The 17887-nt window shown below is 73.1% G+C and carries 17 protein-coding genes; 9 read left to right on the top strand and 8 right to left on the bottom strand.

Translation table 11 applies throughout. The features are described 5' to 3' along the window. Nucleotides 1–290: 290 nt before the first annotated feature. Nucleotides 291–1682, bottom strand: a complete 1392-nt coding sequence (locus tag ACGFIZ_RS15955; protein WP_393419829.1) for an NYN domain-containing protein — start codon at nucleotides 1680–1682, stop codon at nucleotides 291–293. 127 nt (nucleotides 1683–1809) lie between these two features. Here ACGFIZ_RS15955 and ACGFIZ_RS15960 point away from each other — a divergent pair, with 127 nt between their 5' ends. The 5 genes from ACGFIZ_RS15960 (at nucleotide 1810) to ACGFIZ_RS15980 (ending at nucleotide 7426) form a co-directional block, all read left to right on the top strand. After that, a complete protein-coding gene (locus ACGFIZ_RS15960) occupies nucleotides 1810–3567 on the top strand; it encodes a DEDD exonuclease domain-containing protein (RefSeq protein WP_393419830.1) in 1758 nt (585 codons plus the stop codon). Nucleotides 3568–3696: 129 nt separating this feature from the next. Continuing rightward, nucleotides 3697–5490 carry a RelA/SpoT family protein gene (locus ACGFIZ_RS15965; protein WP_393419989.1) on the top strand — a complete coding sequence of 598 codons (1794 nt, stop codon included), beginning with the start codon at nucleotides 3697–3699 and terminating at the stop codon, nucleotides 5488–5490. Nucleotides 5491–5543: 53 nt separating this feature from the next. Further along, on the top strand, nucleotides 5544–6083 hold the full coding sequence (locus ACGFIZ_RS15970) for an NUDIX hydrolase (RefSeq protein WP_393419832.1): 540 nt from the start codon (nucleotides 5544–5546) through the stop codon (nucleotides 6081–6083). A 134-nt stretch (nucleotides 6084–6217) separates the two neighbouring features. Continuing rightward, complete coding sequence (locus tag ACGFIZ_RS15975) at nucleotides 6218–7051, top strand: sugar phosphate nucleotidyltransferase (protein ID WP_393419991.1); 834 nt, start codon at nucleotides 6218–6220, stop codon at nucleotides 7049–7051. 87 nt (nucleotides 7052–7138) lie between these two features. Next, nucleotides 7139–7426: an Lrp/AsnC family transcriptional regulator gene (locus ACGFIZ_RS15980; protein WP_393419834.1), complete on the top strand. Its 288-nt coding sequence runs from the start codon at nucleotides 7139–7141 to the stop codon at nucleotides 7424–7426. 80 nt (nucleotides 7427–7506) lie between these two features. Here the strand turns inward: ACGFIZ_RS15980 and ACGFIZ_RS15985 are convergent, their stop codons facing one another. The 5 genes from ACGFIZ_RS15985 to ACGFIZ_RS16005 all read right to left on the bottom strand — a co-directional run bounded on the left by ACGFIZ_RS15985 (nucleotide 7507) and on the right by ACGFIZ_RS16005 (nucleotide 12633). Next, entirely contained in the window at nucleotides 7507–8181 is a 675-nt protein-coding gene (locus tag ACGFIZ_RS15985; RefSeq protein ID WP_393419836.1) for a DUF4142 domain-containing protein, read from the bottom strand. 164 nt (nucleotides 8182–8345) lie between these two features. Continuing rightward, nucleotides 8346–9971: a cytochrome bc complex cytochrome b subunit gene (locus ACGFIZ_RS15990; protein ID WP_393419838.1), complete on the bottom strand. Its 1626-nt coding sequence runs from the start codon at nucleotides 9969–9971 to the stop codon at nucleotides 8346–8348. Then, complete coding sequence (locus tag ACGFIZ_RS15995) at nucleotides 9968–11059, bottom strand: ubiquinol-cytochrome c reductase iron-sulfur subunit (RefSeq protein ID WP_393419840.1); 1092 nt, start codon at nucleotides 11057–11059, stop codon at nucleotides 9968–9970. Before ACGFIZ_RS15995 ends, ACGFIZ_RS15990 begins: the two co-directional genes overlap by 4 nt. Before the next feature lie 67 nt (nucleotides 11060–11126). Continuing rightward, the gene (locus ACGFIZ_RS16000) at nucleotides 11127–11963 is read right to left on the bottom strand and encodes a cytochrome c (protein WP_393419842.1); all 837 of its coding nucleotides are present in this window, start codon (nucleotides 11961–11963) and stop codon (nucleotides 11127–11129) included. Between the two features lie 70 nt (nucleotides 11964–12033). Then, on the bottom strand, nucleotides 12034–12633 hold the full coding sequence (locus ACGFIZ_RS16005; RefSeq protein ID WP_347666177.1) for a heme-copper oxidase subunit III: 600 nt from the start codon (nucleotides 12631–12633) through the stop codon (nucleotides 12034–12036). Nucleotides 12634–12741: 108 nt separating this feature from the next. Here ACGFIZ_RS16005 and ACGFIZ_RS16010 point away from each other — a divergent pair, with 108 nt between their 5' ends. The 4 genes from ACGFIZ_RS16010 to ACGFIZ_RS16025 all read left to right on the top strand — a co-directional run bounded on the left by ACGFIZ_RS16010 (nucleotide 12742) and on the right by ACGFIZ_RS16025 (nucleotide 15642). Then, on the top strand, nucleotides 12742–13701 hold the full coding sequence (locus ACGFIZ_RS16010) for a cytochrome c oxidase assembly protein (RefSeq protein WP_393419845.1): 960 nt from the start codon (nucleotides 12742–12744) through the stop codon (nucleotides 13699–13701). Nucleotides 13702–13806: 105 nt separating this feature from the next. Continuing rightward, nucleotides 13807–14202 (top strand): hypothetical protein, encoded by a 396-nt coding sequence (locus tag ACGFIZ_RS16015; protein WP_347666175.1) that lies wholly within the window; start codon nucleotides 13807–13809, stop codon nucleotides 14200–14202. A gap of 113 nt (nucleotides 14203–14315) precedes the next feature. Then, complete coding sequence (trpD, locus tag ACGFIZ_RS16020; RefSeq protein WP_393419847.1) at nucleotides 14316–15362, top strand: anthranilate phosphoribosyltransferase; 1047 nt, start codon at nucleotides 14316–14318, stop codon at nucleotides 15360–15362. A 76-nt stretch (nucleotides 15363–15438) separates the two neighbouring features. Then, complete coding sequence (locus ACGFIZ_RS16025) at nucleotides 15439–15642, top strand: hypothetical protein (RefSeq protein WP_393419849.1); 204 nt, start codon at nucleotides 15439–15441, stop codon at nucleotides 15640–15642. Between the two features lie 804 nt (nucleotides 15643–16446). On the opposite strand, the gene ACGFIZ_RS16030 is transcribed toward ACGFIZ_RS16025, so the two are convergent. Then, the gene (locus ACGFIZ_RS16030) at nucleotides 16447–16872 is read right to left on the bottom strand and encodes a cytochrome c oxidase subunit 4 (RefSeq protein ID WP_393419851.1); all 426 of its coding nucleotides are present in this window, start codon (nucleotides 16870–16872) and stop codon (nucleotides 16447–16449) included. Nucleotides 16873–16882: 10 nt separating this feature from the next. Then, nucleotides 16883–17842 carry a cytochrome c oxidase subunit II gene (gene coxB, locus ACGFIZ_RS16035; protein WP_393419853.1) on the bottom strand — a complete coding sequence of 320 codons (960 nt, stop codon included), beginning with the start codon at nucleotides 17840–17842 and terminating at the stop codon, nucleotides 16883–16885. Between the last annotated feature and the right edge of the window lie 45 nt (nucleotides 17843–17887).

Genomic DNA, 17887 nt, shown 5'->3' on the forward strand with positions numbered 1-17887 from the left:
CCGCACGAACGGGGCACACCCGGCGTCCCTGTGGAGCTGCCCGCACGAACGGGGCACACCCGGCGTCCCTGTGGAGCTGCCCGCACGAACGGGGCACACCCGGCGTCCCTGTGGAGCTGCCCGCACGAACGGGGCACGCCCGTCCCCGCGGCACTCACGCCGGCAGCGGCGCGGCTGCGGGCGGGCGGTTGGCCCGCCCTCCGGCCCCGGAGGCGGTAGCACGAACGGGGCAGCTCCACAGGGGGCGCGGAGAGGTGACCGCACCCCGTCCGGCCCGCGTGCCCTAGGGATCAGGAGCGGGCGAGCCGGCGCAGCAGCGAGTCGGCGCCGAGCGGGTACGCGCCGTGCCGGCGTACCCCGTCGGCGACCTCGCGGTCGGAGGAGACCACCACCACCGGCCGGCCGGGCGGCTCGGCCCGGACCAGCCGGCGGATCAGCTCGTCGGCGGTCTCCCCCTTGCGGGAGAACAGCACCCGCACGCCGCGCGGGGACGGCGGCAGCCCGTGCATCCGCTCGGCCCCGTCGAAGACCACCGTGACCTCGTCGCCGGTCTGCGCCGCGATCCCGCCCAGCCCGCTGATCAGGCGCTTGCGCTGCTGCTCCAGTGACATCTCGCCGAAGCCGCGCTTGGTGACGTTGTACCCGTCGACGACCAGGTGCGCCTTGGGCAGCGCCAGGAGCTGGTCGAGCCGCGCCGGGTCGTCGGTGTCCCGGGCGCGCGCCGCGGCGCCGGCCGGGGTGGCCGCCGACGCGTCGGCGAACGCGTCGGCCACGAAGTCGGCGGGGAGCCGGTCGACCGGGTCCAGCGCCAGCTCGCGGCGCAGCCCGACGGCGGCCTGCCCGATCGTCTCCAGCAGCAGCCAGAGCCGGGCGTCGTCGACGGAACGGGCCTCCTTGGCACTGGCCCGGGCCACTCCGGCCGCCGCCTCCGCCTCGGCCAAGCGGGCCCGCGCCCGGCGCAGCTCCGCGTCCGCGTCGGCCGCCGCGCGGGCGGCCCGGCCCCGCTCGGTGGCCAGCATCTCGGTTGCCTTGCGCTCCCGGGCCTGCGTCTCGCGCAGCGTACGGGCGAGCTGGCGGGACTCCTCGCGGAGCTGGCCGAGCTCCTCGCGGACCCGGGCCAGCTCGTCGCGGAGCTTCTCGGCCTCCACCCGGGCCACCGCCCGGTCGTGCTCGGCGCGGGTGGCCCGCTGCTCGGCCTCGCGGATCAGCTCGTCGACCAGGGCCTTGTCCGCCTCGGCGCGCACGGCGGCGCCGCTGGCCTCGATCAGCTCCCGCCAGCCGGGCGGCCGGGCCAGGTAGGCCAGGGCGGCCACCTCGACGGGGTCGGCGGCCGCCGGCGCGGTGCCCTCCACCACCGCCGCGCCGAGGTCACCGGCGTCGGCGAGCACCCGGGCGGTGATCCGCTGCCGGAACAGCGGGTCGGCGGTGAGCTGGGCGGCGATGGCCGGGGCGCCGAGCCGGGCCCGCCGGTTGGGGGCGAACTTGGCCACCCGGCGCAGCGGCACCGGGATCTCGTCGGCGGGCAGGCCGGGCAGCATGGCGGCGGTGAGGGCGACGATGCGCTGGCGCACCGGCTCCGGCAGTGTCGGCTCCGGCTCGGGTGCCTCTCCACCGGTGTGGTGCACGGCGTCGACCGACTCCTCCTGCGGGAGGTTGTCGTCGTACGGCTCGGTGAGGGGCATGTGGCAAGTCTCCCACCGCGACCGGGCCCACCGCCCGGTGAGTGAGCCGATCTCTCATCCTACTCCCGTGGGGGCCAGCGGGACCGGTGGGACGCAAGTGTCGGACCCGGGGGCTACCGTGCCGCGCGTGGGCGGAGCGGAGTACGTGCAGCAGGCGCTCGCCGGGCTGGACCCGGCGACGGGCGACGGGCTGGACCCGGCGCTGCCGCTGTACGCGACGACGTTCGTGGTGGTCGACCTGGAGACCACGGGCGGCGCCCCGGACGGCGGCGGGATCACCGAGATCGGCGCGGTGAAGGTGCGCGGCGGCGAGGAGCTGGGCGTGCTCGCGACCCTGGTCAACCCGGGCGTGCCGATTCCGCCGTTCATCACCGTGCTGACCGGGATCACCCAGGCCATGCTGGTTCCCGCGCCGCCGATCGAGCAGGTGCTGCCCAGCTTCCTGGAGTTCGTCTCCGACGCCGTGCTGGTCGCCCACAACGCGCCGTACGACGTGGGCTTCCTCAAGGCGGCCTGCGCCAGGCACGGCTACCGGTGGCCCAACCCCCGGGTGCTGGACACCGCCGCGTTGGCCCGCCGGGTGCTCACCCGCGACGAGGTGCCCAACCGCAAGCTCGGCACCCTCGCGGCGTACTTCCGCACGGCCACCCAGCCGACCCACCGGGCGCTGGACGACGCCCGGGCCACCGTCGACGTGCTGCACGGGCTGATCGGCCGCCTCGGCGGGCACCGGGTCGACACGATCGGCGAGGCGATCGAGTTCGCGCGGGCGGTCACCCCGACCCAGCGGCGCAAGCGGCACCTCGCCGACGGGCTGCCGAGGATCCCGGGGGTCTACATCTTCCGGGCCGCCGACGACCGGCCGCTCTACGTCGGCACGTCCGGCGACATCGCCACCCGGGTACGCAGCTACTTCACGGCCTCAGAGAAGCGGGCGCGGATCTCCGAGATGCTGGCCGCCGCGGAGCGGGTGGAGGCGGTCGAGTGCGCCCACTCGCTGGAGGCCGAGGTGCGCGAGCTGCGGCTGATCGCGGCGCACGCCCCGCCGTACAACCGGCGGTCGAAGTTCCCCGAGCGGATGGTGTGGCTCAAGCTCACCGAGGGGCCCTACCCCCGGCTGTCGGTGGTCCGCTCCCTCTCCCCCGGCGACGAGGCGTACCTGGGGCCGTTCGGCTCGCGGCGGGCGGCCGAGCTGGCCGCGGCGGCCTTCCACGACGCCGTCCCGCTGCGCCAGTGCACGCACCGCCTGTCGCTGCGCGCGGTCACCCCGGCCTGCGCGCTGGCCGAGCTGGGTCGCTGCCCCGCGCCGTGCGAGCACCGGATCACCCCGGAGGAGTACGACCGGCGCGCGGCCGCGCCGTTCCGCACCGCCACGGCCAGCGACCCCCAGGTGGTGGTGGACGCGCTGCTGACCCGGATCGAGGTGCTGGCCCGCGACCAGCGGTACGAGGAGGCGGCCGTGGTGCGGTCCCGGCTCGCGGCGGTGCTGCGGGCGACGGTACGGATGCAGCGGCTGGCGGGGCTCACCCGCATCGCCGAGCTGGCCGCCGTCCGGCCGGCCGCCGGGGGCGGGTGGGAGTTGGCGCTGGTGCGGCACGGCCGGCTGGCCGGCGCCGGGGTCTCGCCGTCCGGCGTCCATCCCCGACGGACCCTGGAGGCGGTCCGGGCGACCGCCGAGACGGTCCCGCCGGGACACGGCCCGGTGCCCCGGGCGTCCGCCGAGGAGTCCGAGCGAATCCTGTCCTGGCTGGACCGACCCGAGACCCGACTGCTGGAGATGTCCTCCGGTTGGTCCTCCCCGATCACCGGCGCGGGCCGCTTCCGGGACCTGCTGATCAAGGCGGAGTCCGCATCGGCCCACCAACTCTCGACCGAACGCCCATGACCAAGTGACCGATCGGACTACGTCGACTCCCTTAGGCTGTTAAGGAAGTGCAGTCCCGCCCGTTTCGTGGGCCTGCTCCCGGTCGCCCTCGCCCGGCGACCGCGGGGCCGGGGTGAGGAGGTGTCCCTCGTGGACGTCGACGCCGGACGCGGCGCCGCCCTGGGGGGCGCGCTTCCGACCCAGCCGGGTGAGCTGCCCCTGGCCCGGCGGCTGCGGTCGCTGCTGAGCTGGCCGAGCGCCGAGGGCGACCCGGTCACCCACCTGGTCCGCACCCACCGGGCCATCCATGCCGGCACGGACCCGTCGGTGCTGCGCCGGGCGTACACGATCGCGGAGAACATGCACCGCGGGCAGTTCCGCAAGAGCGGCGAGCCGTACATCACCCACCCGCTCGCGGTCGCCCAGATCTGCGCCGAGCTGGGCATGGACGCCACCACCCTGGTGGCCGCGCTGCTGCACGACACGGTGGAGGACACCCGCTACACCCTGCAGGCCCTCGCGGAGGACTTCGGCGGCGAGGTGGCCCACCTGGTCGACGGGGTGACCAAGTTCGACAAGGCGTTCTACGGCAAGGCCGCGGAGGCGGAGACGACCCGCAAGATGATCGTGGCGGCCGGCAAGGACGTCCGGGTGCTGATCATCAAGCTGGCCGACCGGCTGCACAACATGCGCACCCTCGGCGTCCGCTCGGCCGCGTCGCGGGAGCGGATCGCCCGCAAGACGCAGGAGGTGCTCGTCCCGCTCTGCGACCGGCTGGGCATCCAGGCCCTCAAGCGCGAGCTGGACGACGTGGTGCTGCTGCACCTGGAGCCCGAGGAGCACGCGCGCATCGCCCGGCACGTGCACGACCGGCCCGGCTGGGACGCGTACCTCGCCGAGGTCGTCGCGCACGCGAAGGTGGCGCTGCGCCGCAACCGGGTCGACGCCCAGGTCGCCCCCCGCCCCCGCCACCTCTACTCGATCTGGAAGGACACCGTGGCCGGCGGCCACAGCGCCCCGTACGACCTGCCCCGGATCGTGATCGTGGTGGACGGCCCCGCCACCGACTGCTACGCCGCCCTCGGCGCGGTGCACGGGCTCTGGCGGCCGGTGCCGGGCCGGTTCAAGGACTTCATCGCCTCCCCGAAGAACAACCTGTACCGGTCCCTGCACACCACCGTCGTGGGGCCGAAGGACCGGACGGTCGAGGTGCTGATCCGCACCGTGGAGATGCACCGCTCCGCCGAGTACGGCATCGCCGCGGACTTCCGCTTCCCCCGTCCCGCCGGCGCGGCCGCCGACGCCCAGGCGGAACAACTCGCCTGGCTGCGCCGGGTCCTCGACTGGGAGCAGGAAGCCCCGGACCCGGCCCAGTTCCTCCAGTCGCTGCGCTGCGACCTCGCCGAGGCCCAGATCCAGGTGGTCGCCGAGGGGCGGCAGGTCGTGCTCCCGGCCGGGGCGACCCCGGTCGACGTGGCGTACGAGCTGGGCCCCGAACGGGGCGACCACTGCCTGGCGGCCCGGATCAACGGCCGGCTCGCCCCGCTCTCCTCGGAACTGGAGGAGGGCGACGTGGTGGAGATCTTCACCGAGTCGGACGCGGAGAGCGGCTTCGAGGCCGACGTCGCCCCGCGCGGGCCCCGCCGGGAGTGGCTGGGCTTCGTCAAGAGCCCGCACGCGCAGATGCAGATCAGCCGGTGGTTCGCCGAGCACACCGAGCCCGGCATCTCGATCACCGACAAGGTCCGCCTCGGCCGGGCCACCATCGGGCTGGCGTTGCGCAAGCACAACCGGGGGCTGGCCAGCGACATGCCGCTGCTGCGGCTGTCCGAGGAGCTGGGCTACCCCGACCTGGAGACCATGCTGGTGGCGGTGTTCGACCGGGCCCTGGAGCCGGACGCCGTGGTACGCCAGCTCATCGACCTGGTCGACCACCGGCATTGAGCGTTCCTCTCCCGGGCCGTCGGTCGACCGGCGGCGAGCACTAACCTGGACGCATGATCCCCCGCTCGCGCGCCACCGGACGGGCCTTCGCGTACCAGCTCTTCTACCGGCTGCCCGTGCCGCTGCGGCGCCGGTTGGTCCGGCTCGCCGTGCCGAAGTACATCGTGGGCGCGGTCACCCTGGTCCGCGACGCCGAGGCCGCCGCCCCCGGCCGCCTGCTCCTGCTGCGCCAGCCGCCCGGGCACAGCTGGACGCTCCCGGCCGGGCTGCTGCAACGCGGCGAGGCCCCGGTGGTGGGCGCGGCCCGGGAGCTGTTCGAGGAGAGCGGCGTCCGGCTCGCCCCCGAGCGGCTGCGCCCGGCCGTGCCGAACGCCGTCGTGCACCCGAAGGGCTGGGTGGACGTGGTCTTCGAGGCCGAGGTGCCCGGGTCGACCACCGAGCTGAAGGTCGACGGCGCGGAGGTCTTCGAGGCGGCCTGGCACCCGCTGGACGACCTGCCCCGGCTGAGCCGGGCGACCGCGAACCTGCTCGGGTACTACGGCATCGGGCCGCGCGCCGGCGAGGTGCCGCCGCCGGCCGGCGCGCGGTCGTGACCGTCCCGGCCCGGTCCGCCCGCGCACCCGACCCGGCAGGCGCACCCGACCCGGCAGGCGCACCCGACCCGGCAGGCGCACCCGGCCCGGCCAGCGACGCGGCCCCGAGCCTCGGGCCGGAGGTCTGCGCCGTCGTGCTCGCCGCCGGGGAGGGAACGCGGCTGCGGCCGCTCACCGAGCGGGTGCCCAAGGCGCTGTGCCCGGTCGGCAACGTGCCGCTGCTCGACCGGGCGCTGGCCCGGCTGGCCGGGCTCGGCCTCACCGGCCCGGCCCGCGTCGCCGTGAACGCCTGCTACCTGGGCGAGCAGGTGGTCGCGCACGTCGGCGGCCGGGCGCACCTCTCGGTGGAGCCCGACTCCCCGCTCGGCACCGCCGGGGGCGTGGCGAACCTGCGGGACTGGATCGCCGGCCGGGGCGTCCTCGTCGGCAACGCCGACGCCTACCTGGCCGACCCGGCCGCCGAGCCCGGCCCGGACATCGCCGCGCTGCTGGCCGGCTGGGACGGCGAGAGCGTACGGCTGCTCGGCCGGCCCGCCGACGACCCGGCCGCGCCCGGCACCTTCGCCGGCCACCGGTTCGCCGGCTTCTCCCTACTGCCCTGGCGGCTGGTCCGGGAGCTGCCGGTCGAGCCGGAGGAGCTGGTCCGGGCCGTCTGGCGGCCCGCCGAGGCGGCGGGCGCGCTGACCGTCGTGCCGTACGGCGGAACGTTCTACGACACCGGCACGCCCGCCGACTACCTGGCGGCGAACCTGCACGCCGCCGGGGACGGCAACCTGGTGGACCCGACCGCGACGGTCACCGGTCGCTGCGACCGGGCGGTGGTGGGCGCCGGGGCGCGCGTCCGGGGCGAGGTCAGCCGGTCGGTGGTGTGGCCGGGGGCCGAGGTGGGCACCGGGGAGCGGCTGTCCGGGACGATCCGCGCCCCGGGCGGGCTCACCGTCGCGGCCAGCCCCCGCCCACCCGATTAGCATGGTCGGCGAACGCCACGGCGGCGTCGCCGCCGAAGGGTGCCCTCGGCACCGACGGCGCCTGTACGCACGACGAAGGGCGAACCAGTGATCACCGCGATCGTACTGATCGACTGCGCCACCGACTCGATCCCGGAGGTGGCCGAGAACCTGGCCAGCCTGCCCGGCGTCAGCGAGGTCTACTCGGTGGCCGGGCACATCGACCTGATCGCCATGGTCCGGGTCCGGGAGTTCGAGCAGATCGCCGAGATCATCGCCGGCAGCATCTCGAAGGTGCCCGGCGTGCTCAGCACGGAGTCGCACATCGCCTTCCGCGCGTACTCGCAGCACGATCTGGAGGAGGCGTTCGCGATCGGCCTGGCCAGCGCCGACTGACCGCCGCCGGCCGATCCGCCCGCGGGGTAAAACGGCAGCCAGCCCACCGGACGGTGGGCTGGCTACCTGGGCGTACGGCGTCAGCTGACGCCCGGGGCCGGGGACTCCGTGGTACCCGGGGCCGTCGACTCGGTGGTGCCCGGAGCCGGCGACTCGCTGGTGCCGCCCGGAGCCGGGGTGGTGGCGGTGCCACCCGGGCTCGGCGTGCCGCTGGCGCTGGTCTGCGGGACCGGGATGCCCAGGGTCTGGGCGAGGGCCGTCAGGGCGTCGAGGTGCGCCTGGAGCACCGGCAGGGCGTTCTGCGCAAGCTGGACCACCGACTGCTCGCTGCCCTGCGAGATCTCGGTCTGGGTGGCCTGGACGGCCTGGACGTGGCCGGCCAGCTCGTCGGTCACCCACTGCTTGTCGAACTCGGCGCCGCTGAGACCGTTCAGGCGGTCGAGAATCTTCTGCTGGTCCGCCGTCGGCGAGCCCGGCAGCTGGACGCCCAACTGCTGCGCGGTGCTCTGCACCGTCTGGTCCAGCTGGGTGTGGTCCGTGACGAACTGGGCACCCAGGTCCTTCACCTGCTGGTTCTGGCCCTTCTGCTGCGCCATGTTCCCAGCGGCGATCTCGAACAGGTTCACCTGGTGCAGGGCCTGTAGGTACTGGGTGTCCTGCGTCGACGGCTGTGCCGCGGCCTGCGCCGCCGCCGCGGGCGCGAGCCCGACCACCACCAGGGCGGCGAGCAGTCCGAGGCGTTTGAGACCCAACATCTTTCCCCCCCCTTTTCGTTGGACCGCACGGATACCCGGCTGAGGAGGATTAACCCTGCGAATCCGCAGCCGCGCCGCGTGCGGCACCGGAGCGCCCCGGGGGCGGAAAACGGGCGTGGCGCCCGCCGGGGGTCCGGCGGGCGCCACGTTCGGTCGGGCGTAGGTCAGCGACGGCTCTCGCCGCTGCCGATCTCCTCCCGCTCCGGTCGGGGCTCGACCGGCGGGTGGCCCGGCGAGACCGGCGCCTCGGCCGGCTTCTCGATCGGGAAGAAGAAGCCCCGGATCGCCGGCCCGAGGGCGCCGAGCCGGTTCATCTTCTTGGGCACCACCCAGCCGACGTACTCCAGCTCGCCGTGCCCGTCGTGGCCGGCCGCGGTGAGCGGCTGGTGGATCTCCTCGAACCGGCCGTCCGGCAGTCGCCGGATGATGCCGGTCTCGACGCCGTGGGCCAGCACCTCGCGGTCGTGCTGCTGCAGGCCCAGGCAGATCCGGTACGTCACGTAGTACGCCAGCGGCGGGGCGATCAGCAGGCCGATCCGGCCCGCCCAGGTCATGGCGTTCAGGCTGATGTGGAACTTGTCGGCGATCACGTCGTTGCCGCCCGAGAGCGTCAGGACGATGAAGAACGCCACGGCCATCGCGCCGATCGCGGTCCGCTCCGGGGTGTCCCGGGGGCGCTGGAGCAGGTTGTGGCTGCGGTAGTCCTTGAGCCGCCGCGCCTCGATGAACGGGTACATCGTGGAGAGGCCGACCAGGATGCCCGGCAGCACGACCGTGGGCCAGAACAGCGGCGGGATGACGTACCCGTCGCCGATCGGGATGTTGATCTCCCAGGCCGGCATGAGGCGGGTCGAGCCGTCGAGGAACATGACGTACCAGTCGGGCTGGCTGGCGGCCGAGACCACCCACGCCTCGTACGGGCCGAAGTACCAGATCGGGTTGATCTGGAACAGGCCACCCATCAGCGCGATCACGCCGAAGACGACCATGAAGAAGCCGCCCTGCTTCAGCGCGTACCGCGGGAACATCCGCTCGCCGACGACGTTGCCGTTGGTCCGGCCGGGGCCGGGCCACTGGGTGTGCTTCTGCTTGAAGACCAGGCCGAGGTGGGCGCTGATCAGCGCCACCAGCAGACCCGGGATGAGCAGCACGTGGGCGATGAAGAACCGGCTGATGATGATCTCACCCGGGAACTCGCCGCCGAAGATCGACGAGGTCACCCAGGAGCCGATCACCGGGATCGACAGCATGATGCCGGAGGCGATCCGCAGGCCCGTGCCGGACAGGCCGTCGTCCGGCAGCGAGTAGCCGGTGAAGCCGGCGAGGAAGCCGACCCAGAACAGCAGCGAGCCGATGATCCAGTTGGTCTCCCGCGGCTTGCGGAACGCGCCGGTGAAGAAGACCCGCAGCATGTGCACGACGATCGCGGCCATGAACAGCAGCGCCGCCCAGTGGTGCATCTGCCGCATGATCAGGCCACCCCGGACGTCGAACGACAGGTCCAGGCTGGAGGCGTACGCGGCCGACATCGGCGTGCCCCGCAGCGGGGCGTAGCTGCCGTTGTAGACCACCTCGGTCATCGACGGTTCGAAGAAGAAGGTCAGGAAGACACCGGTCAGCAGCAGCACGACGAACGAGAACAGCGCGATCTCGCCGAGCAGGAAGGACCAGTGGTCCGGGAAGACCTTGTTCAGCAGCCGACGCAGCGGGGTGGCGACCTGGAAGCGCTCCTCCACCCCCACCGCGGCCTTACCGGGCAGGGCTGCCATGTCCAACTTACGACGCTTCACGGCCGCTCCCAGAAGTCAGGCCCGATGGTCTCGGTGTAGTCCGACCGCGCCACGAAGAAGCCCTCGTCGTCCACCTCGATCGGCAGCTGGGGCAGCCGCCGGCTGGCCGGGCCGAAGACCGGCCGGGCGTTGTCGGTGATCAGGAACTGGGACTGGTGGCACGGGCAGAGCAGACGGTTGGTCTGCTGCTCGTACAGGCTCGCCGGGCAGCCCGCGTGCGTGCAGACCTTGGAGTACGCGGCGTAGTTGCCCCACATGTAGCCGTCGTGGCCGACCCGCTGGTTGGCCTCGCGGGACGTCTGGGCGTCGTTCTCCCGCAGGTGGATCAGCAGCGTCGGCGAGTCGGCGTGCTTGTTGCTCACGCCGTGCTCGATGCCCGGGAAGACGGTCAGCTGGCCGCCGGCGCTGACGTCCGCCGGGCGGATCGGCCGGCCGTCCTCGCGGACCAGCCGCACCTTCCGGCCGCCGTTGTTGGCCGGGTTGAACCCGGTGGTGAACATCTGGTTGTTCTTGTGCGGCTGGGAGATCAGCCCACCGACCAGCGGCGCCGCGACGACCGCGCCCACCGGCAGGAGGCCGGCCACCAGCGAGACGCCCAGCAGGGGCCGGCGCTTCACGCCCATCTCGTCGGCGAGGTAGAGCATGGTCTCACCGGTGATCTTGCGGTCGTCCGGGGAGAAGGCGCCCTCGTGCCGGTCCTGGATCGAGACCTCCTTGGGCAGCAGCTTCTTGCCCCAGGTCAGGATGCCGAAGCCGATGCCCAGCAGGGCCACGCCGAGGGTGAGGCCGAGCAGCGGGGTGTAGAGCTTGTCGCCGCCGGAGCCCGGCTTGTACTCCCACGGCCACCAGATGTAGATCACCAGGAACGCGGTCGCGGCGAGGCCGGTGAGCAGGAACATGGCCGAGACCGTACGAACCATGCGGCGCTCGGCCCGGCTGCCGGGGACGAACTGCGGCTCGTAGTGGACGATCTCGATGTCGTCCCGGCGCGCGCCCTCCTCCACGATGTCGAACCGGCTGAGCCGGGGGTCGTTCACGTCGAGCGGCTCCCGACCCTGCTGGGCCTGGTGCTCAGTTTGGGTGCTCATGCCGTCACCTCGCTACGGGCGGTGCCGGGCTGCGGCACCACAGCGCTGAACCGAAAGATCCGCTCGGTCACGACTTGCCCGCAATCCACAGGCTGGCGAAGACGAGCGCGACGATGCCGATCAGGAAGATGGCCAGGCCCTCGGTGGACGGCCCGTACCGACCGAGGTTGAAGCCGCCCTGGTCCTGGTCGTGCTTCAGGGTCTCCTGGATGTAGGCGATGATGTCCGCCTTCTGCTCCGGGGTGATCTGGTTGTCCCCGAAGACCGGCATGTTCTGCGGGCCGCTGAGCATCGCGGCGTAGATCTGGCGGTCGCTGGCGGGACGCAGGCTCGGCGCGTACTTGCCGGAGGACAGGGCGCCGCCGCCACCGCCGAAGGCGTGGCACTGCGAGCAGTTGATCCGGAACAGCTCGCCGCCGGTCGACAGGTTGGCGTCGTGGCGCAGGTCGCCCTCGGGGATCTGCGGGCCGCCGCCGAGCGACTGGACGTACTGCCCGAGCTGACGGACCTCGTCGTCGGTGAAGACCGGCGGCTTACGCGCGGCCTGGGCCTCCTGCCGGGCCATCGGCATCCGACCGGAGCTCACCTGGAACTCGACCGAGGCCGAGCCGACCCCGATCAGGCTCGGGCCACGACCCTCGACACCCTGCGCGTTGCGCCCGTGGCAGCTCACGCAGCTCACGTCGAACAGCGCCTTGCCCTCGGCGGCGGCGCCGGTGAGCGGCGGGTTTTCCTGCGCCTGGACGCCGGGGGCGAAGACGGTGTAGGCGCCGCCGGCCAGCGTGAGCGCGGCGATCAGGCGGAACGCCGCGCCCAGCCGGCGGCGGCCCCTGCTGCGCGCTGCGGGCCGCCCGCCGCGCAACCGCGCGAGCAGACCGCGTCGGCGGTCGTTGTCAGAAGTCATGACCTGTGTCCTTAAGGGTGGGACTTGTCTCAGGGACGAAGCAGCGGCGCGATACGTGACGCCGCCAAGATCACTGGAGCCAGTAGATCATGGCGTAGAGGCCGATCCACACCACGTCGACGAAGTGCCAGTAGTACGACACGACGATCGCCGAGGTGGCCTGGGCGGGGGTGAACCGGCCCATGGTCGTGCGGATCATGAAGATGATGAAGGCGACCAGACCGCCGGTCACGTGCAGACCGTGGAAGCCGGTGGTCAGGTAGAACATCGACCCGTACCCGTCTCCGTTGATCTTGATGCCCTCGTGCACCAGCTCGCGGTACTCGTTGAGCTGGCCGAGCACGAAGATCAGACCCATCACGAAGGTGATCGTGAACCAGCGCCGCAGGGCGTGGACGTCACCCTTCTCCGCCGCGAACACGCCGAGCTGGCAGGTCACCGAGGACAGCACCAGGATCACCGTGAAGGTGGTCGCGTACGGGATGTTCAGGTGCTCGGTGTGCTTCGCCCACTGCTCCGGCGCGGCGGCGCGGATGGAGAAGTACATCGCGAACAGCGCCGCGAAGAACATGAGTTCGCTGGAGAGCCACACGATCGTCCCGACGCTGACCATGTTGGGTCGGGTCAGGGAGTGGATCCGGCTCTTGTCAATGGCTGGGGCCGCAGTCACGCGGTCATTATTGCCCCTGACCACGGCCGGCGATCAGCGGGGGGCCAAAGCCGCGGGATCGGTGGCCCGATCGTGGCAGGTCCGGTTCGCCTGGCTAGCCTGAAAAGCGTGCTGCACGTCGATTCGATCTTCGCCGCCACCTCGGGGGTCGCCGCGCCGTCCGTGGTGGCGGCCGGTGGCGACCCGCTCCCGCCGCCGTTCACCGTGGCCCGGGTGTTCACCGAGACCCGCCTGGACAGCTGGCTCGCCCTCGGGCTGGTGCTCGCCGCCGGACTCTACCTGTACGGCGTACACCGGCTGCGCCTGCGCGGGGACCACTGGCCGGTGGCCCGTACGGTGTTCTTCCTCGGCCCGGGCCTCGGCGGCATCGCCGCGGTCACGGTGAGCGGCCTGCACGCGTACGACACCGTGCTGTTGTCGGTGCACATGGTGCAGCACATGGTGCTGTCGATGGTCGCCCCGATCTTCCTGGCCCTCGGCGCCCCCGTCACCCTCGCCCTGCGCACCCTGCCCGTGCGACCGCGCAAGCGGCTGCTGGCGATCGTGCACAGCAGGATCGCCCGGATCTACACCTTCCCCCTCGTGGCGTTCGCCGTCTTCGTGGTGAACCCGTTCGCGTTGTACTTCAGCGACCTGTACCGGTACACGCTCGAGCACAGCTGGGCGCACGAGGTGATGCACGCGCACTTCATCGCGACCGGCTGCGTGTTCTTCTGGCCGCTGCTCGGGCTGGACCCGCTGCCCGGGCGGTGGCCGTACCCCGCGCGGGCGCTGCTCATGGTGCTGTCGGTGCCGTTCCACACCGTGCTCGGGCTCACGGTCATGCAGAGCACCACGCTCTTCGGCGGCGACTGGTACCCGTCGCTCGGCCTCGGCTGGTCCGACCCGTGGAACGACCAGGTCGTCGCCGGCGGCATCCTGTGGGCCGGCGGCGAGTTCGTCAGTGTGACGATGCTCGCGGTCCTGGTGGTGCAGTGGGTGCGCCAGTCGGAGCGGGAGGCCCGCCGCCTCGATCGCGAACTGGACCGCCAGGAGGCCCGCGCGCGGGCCGCGGAATCCCCGGCCTGACCAGGCCCGGAGGGCACATCCGCCGCCCAGGCCGGGCGGCGGGCGGGGCGGCGGCGACGACCGGTACGATCAGCGGGCGAGCTACGAGGTGGGAGCCAGCCAGTAATGAGCGATCGTCTTTGCACCGTCCTGCTCTACAGCGACGACCCGCAGGTCCGTGACCGGATGCGGCTGGCCGTCGGCACCCGGCCCGCGCCCGGGCTGGAGATCGAGTTCGTCGAGGCGTCCACCTACGCGGAGTGCGTCCGGCTGGTCGACGACTACGAGATCCACCTGCTGCTGCTGGACGGCGAGGCGAGCCCCGGCGGCGGCCTCGGCATCGCCCGGCAGATCAAGGACGACCGGGCCGACGCTCCCCCGACCTGCCTGGTGATCGCCCGCGCCGCGGACCGTTGGCTGGCCGCGTACGCCGAGGTCGACGCCACCCTGGTGCACCCGCTCGACCCGGTGACCACCGGCACCACCGTCGCCGAGCTGCTGCGTACCCACGCCGCGGCCTGAGCCCGGGAACGCGCGTCGCCCGGTTCCCGCCGCCGGCGCCCGGCCCGTCACGACCGCCGCCGTCGCCGGTCGCCCCCCCATCCGCACATCCACGCCCGCTCGGGAGGCCCGCCATGGGCGAACGGACCTGGCCGCTTCTGCTCTCCGCGCTGCTGCGCGGCGAGGAGCTCTCCACCGCGGACACCGCCTGGGCGATGGGCGAGATCATGTCCGGCGCGGCGGTCCCGGCGCAGATCGCCGGCTTCGCCGTCGCGCTGCGGGCCAAGGGCGAGACCCCGGCCGAGCTGGCTGGCCTGGTCGAGACGATGCTCGGCAGGGGGGCGAAGGTCGACCTGCCGGCGGAGCTGCGCGAGTCCTCGCTCGACGTGGTCGGCACCGGCGGCGACCTCGCCCACACGGTGAACATCTCCACCATGGCCGCGCTGGTGGCGGCCGGGGCGGGCGTCCGGGTGGTCAAGCACGGCAACCGCGCGGCCTCGTCGTCCTGCGGCACGGCGGACCTGCTGGAATACCTCGGCCTCCCGCTCGACCTCGCCCCGGAGGCGGTGGCCCGGTGCGTGCTGGAGGCCGGCATCGGCTTCTGCTTCGCGCCCCGGTTCCACCCGGGCATGCGGCACACCGGCCCGACCCGGCGCGAGCTGGGCGTGCCGACCGTCTTCAACTTCCTCGGCCCGCTGACCAACCCGGCCCGACCCCGCGCGGGCGCGGTGGGCTGCTTCGACCTGCGGATGGCGCCGGTGATGGCCGCCGTCTTCGCCGAGCGGGGCGACTCGGTGCTGGTGCTGCGCGGCGAGGACGGCCTGGACGAGTTCTCCACCGCCGCCCCGACCAGGGTCTGGGCGGCCCAGGGGGGCACCGTCAGGGAGGCGGTGCTGGACGTGACGGACCTCGGGCTGCCCCGGGCCACGCTGGCCGACCTGCGGGGCGGTGACGCGGCGTACAACGCCGGCGTGGCCCGTCGACTGTTGGCCGGCGAGACCGGCCCGGTCCGGGACGCGGTGCTGGTCAACGCGGCCGCCGCGCTGGCCACCCAGGGCCCGCTCGACGGCGATCTCGTCGAGGCCCTGCGCTCGGGAATGGAGCGGGCCGCCGAGTCGATCGACTCCGGCGCCGCCGCGGCGGCGCTGGACCGCTGGCTCGGGATCGCCCGCTCGGTCTGAGCACGCCCGCCGCCCCGGCGGATGTGTCGGATCCTCGTGGCAAACTACACCGGAGTCATTTTCCGGAGGGGATCCCGTGTCGGACCGCGAGCTCTACTGCGACACCTGCGAGGGCGTGCAGCCGTTCGAGGCGCCGCCGTGCGTCGACGGCCACGGGGTCGACTGCCCCGAGCTGATCTGCACGGGCTGCGGTGCCGCCGTGCTGATCGCCACGTTCACCTTCCCGGCCGCCCGGGTCGCCGCCCGCGCCCGTCGCCGCCCCCACCGGCACGCCGCCTGACCCGCCCATAGTCCTGCGGCGGCGTCTCGTCGCGTCCTGCAACGCCTGGTTCCACCTGTTCCCCGCCTGTTCCCCGCCTGTTCCCGCCTGTTCCCGCCACCGGGATCCGCCGGCGGCCCGGACACATCGTTCGGCCGCCTGTGGAGTTGCCCCGTCCACGCGCCCAACCGATCGACGCCGCTCTCGCCTGCCCGATCCCGGCTCGGCGATCAAGAGAATTGCGTCATCCGCCCCCGGCTCCTGACGCAGAGCTTCTGATCGTGCGCCCCGCGGACGCAAAGCTTCTGATCGTGCGCCCCGCGGACGCAAAGCTTCTGATCGTGCGCCCCGCGGACGCAAAGCTTCTGATCGTGCGCCCCGCGGACGCAAAGCTTCTGATCGTGCGCCCCGCGGCGGCGGCCCGCGTGGAGGGCGCGACCCCGGGGATGTACTGCGCCGGGTGGGCGAAGGCAGGCTGGGCGGGCGAGATCAGGCCGACCGGGTGGGCGCATGGACGGGGCAGCTCCACAGGCATGCAGCCGGCATCCAGCCGGCCGGGCGGGGGTGGGTCGGCCGGCCCCGGGTGGGCGCATGGACGGGGCAGCTCCACAGGCATGCAGCCGGCATCCAGCCGGCCGGGCGGGGGTGGGTCGGCCGGCCCCGGGTGGGCGCATGGACGGGGCAGCTCCACAGTCGCGCAGCCGGCATCCAGCCGGCCGCCCGGCAAGGTCGGCGACACGGTCCGGGCGGCGCGCCGCTGCCCGTCAACACGCGCGAGCCCGCGCCCCTCGACGGGGCGCGGGCTCGTCCGCGAGTCGTCCGCGGTCAGTGTTCGGCGGTACGCCGGGTGCCGCTGTAGTACTCGAACAGCAGGCCGCAGGCGGCGAACACGACGGCCACCAGGCCCACGCCGAGCAGCCAGAACTGCCAGAACACGAGACCCATGCCCGCGATGGCGGCGGCGAACGCCAGGCCGAACGGCCAGTAGCTGCCGGGGCTGAAGAAGCCGATCTCGCCCGCGCCGTCGGCGATCTCGCCGTCCGCCCGGTCCTCCGGGCGCAGGTCGATCCGGCGGGAGACGAACCAGAAGAAGCCGCCGCACATCGCGCAGAGCAGGAACGACAGCGCCAGCGCGACGGTGCCGACCCACTCGACCCGGCCGGAGTCGCCGTACGTCCACGCGCCGTAGAGGACGGTGGCGCCGAGCAGGAACCCGGCGATGACAAGGAAGATGCGCCACTCGGTCTTCATGCCCGCTCCCTCAGCTGCCCGCGGTGGCGGGGTTGAAGTTGGACTTGTCGCGCCGCGTGTCGAACGGCTTCGTCGTCTTGGCGTACGGGTCCTCGCCGATCGCCGACAGCGCCTCCTGCGTCGACTTGCCGTCGCGCTTGGCGGCCAGGAACCGGTCGTACTTCTCCGGCGAGACGACCCGCAGCTCGAAGTTCATGAACGCGTGGTACGTGCCGCACAGCTCGGCGCACCGGCCGACGTACGCGCCCTCGGCGTCGAGGCTGGAAACCTCGAAGACGTTGCGGACGTTGCCCGGCATGACGTCGCGCTTGAACAGCAGCTCCGGCACCCAGAACGAGTGGATGACGTCGCGGCTGGTCTCCTCGAACCGGATCGACCGGCCGGTCGGCAGCACCAGCACCGGGATGACCTCGCTGGTGCCGAGCACCGACGCGACGGTGTTCGCGTCCGTGCCCTGGCCGTCGCGGTAGTTGAACTGCCAGTTCCACTTGAACGCGACGACCTCGACCGTGACGTCCGGGTTCTTCGACGTCTTGTTCACGTCGGTCTGCACGACCGCGGTGTAGTAGAAGAGCACCGACACGACCAGGATCGGGGCGATCGTGTAGAGGAACTCCATCGGCAGGTTGTACCGCGTCTGCACCGGCAGCTCGTTGCCCCGCTTCCGGTAGCGCACCACGCACCAGAAGATCAGGCCCCAGACGAACACACCGACCGCGAGGGCGGCGATGCAGGACGCGATCCACAGGTCGTACATCCGCTGGGACTCCGGCGTGATGCCGCCCTGCGGCCAGCCGAAGCCGGCGAAGGTCTTGCCGACGTCGCAGCCCGTGAGCAGGACCAGCAGCGCCGCGCCACCGAGGCCGAGGCCGGCGAGCCGACCAGCACCACGCCGCCGGCGCGCGCCGGCTCCCGGGGAAGCGCTGTGCCGTACGGCCGAGTGCCGTACCTCCGAACTCCTTGCGACCACCTGGTCCTGCCTCCCTAGCGCGCCGCGGTGGTGGTTTCCCTCATC

The sequence above is a fragment of the Micromonospora sp. NPDC048830 genome, from assembly GCF_043198215.1.
Taxonomy (GTDB): Bacteria; Actinomycetota; Actinomycetes; order Mycobacteriales; family Micromonosporaceae; genus Micromonospora.

Bases quoted from the DNA above. Each gene is read 5' to 3' on its own strand.
- ACGFIZ_RS15970 (WP_393419832.1), top strand. From the start codon at position 5,544: ATGATCCCCCGCTCGCGCGCCACCGGACGGGCCTTCGCGTACCAGCTC.
- ACGFIZ_RS15955 (WP_393419829.1), bottom strand. From the start codon at position 1,682: ATGCCCCTCACCGAGCCGTACGACGACAACCTCCCGCAGGAGGAGTCG.
- trpD (WP_393419847.1), top strand. From the start codon at position 14,316: ATGGGCGAACGGACCTGGCCGCTTCTGCTCTCCGCGCTGCTGCGCGGC.
- ACGFIZ_RS15995 (WP_393419840.1), bottom strand. From the start codon at position 11,059: ATGAGCACCCAAACTGAGCACCAGGCCCAGCAGGGTCGGGAGCCGCTC.
- ACGFIZ_RS16000 (WP_393419842.1), bottom strand. From the start codon at position 11,963: ATGACTTCTGACAACGACCGCCGACGCGGTCTGCTCGCGCGGTTGCGC.
- ACGFIZ_RS16015 (WP_347666175.1), top strand. From the start codon at position 13,807: ATGAGCGATCGTCTTTGCACCGTCCTGCTCTACAGCGACGACCCGCAG.
- ACGFIZ_RS15985 (WP_393419836.1), bottom strand. From the start codon at position 8,181: ATGTTGGGTCTCAAACGCCTCGGACTGCTCGCCGCCCTGGTGGTGGTC.
- ACGFIZ_RS16030 (WP_393419851.1), bottom strand. From the start codon at position 16,872: ATGAAGACCGAGTGGCGCATCTTCCTTGTCATCGCCGGGTTCCTGCTC.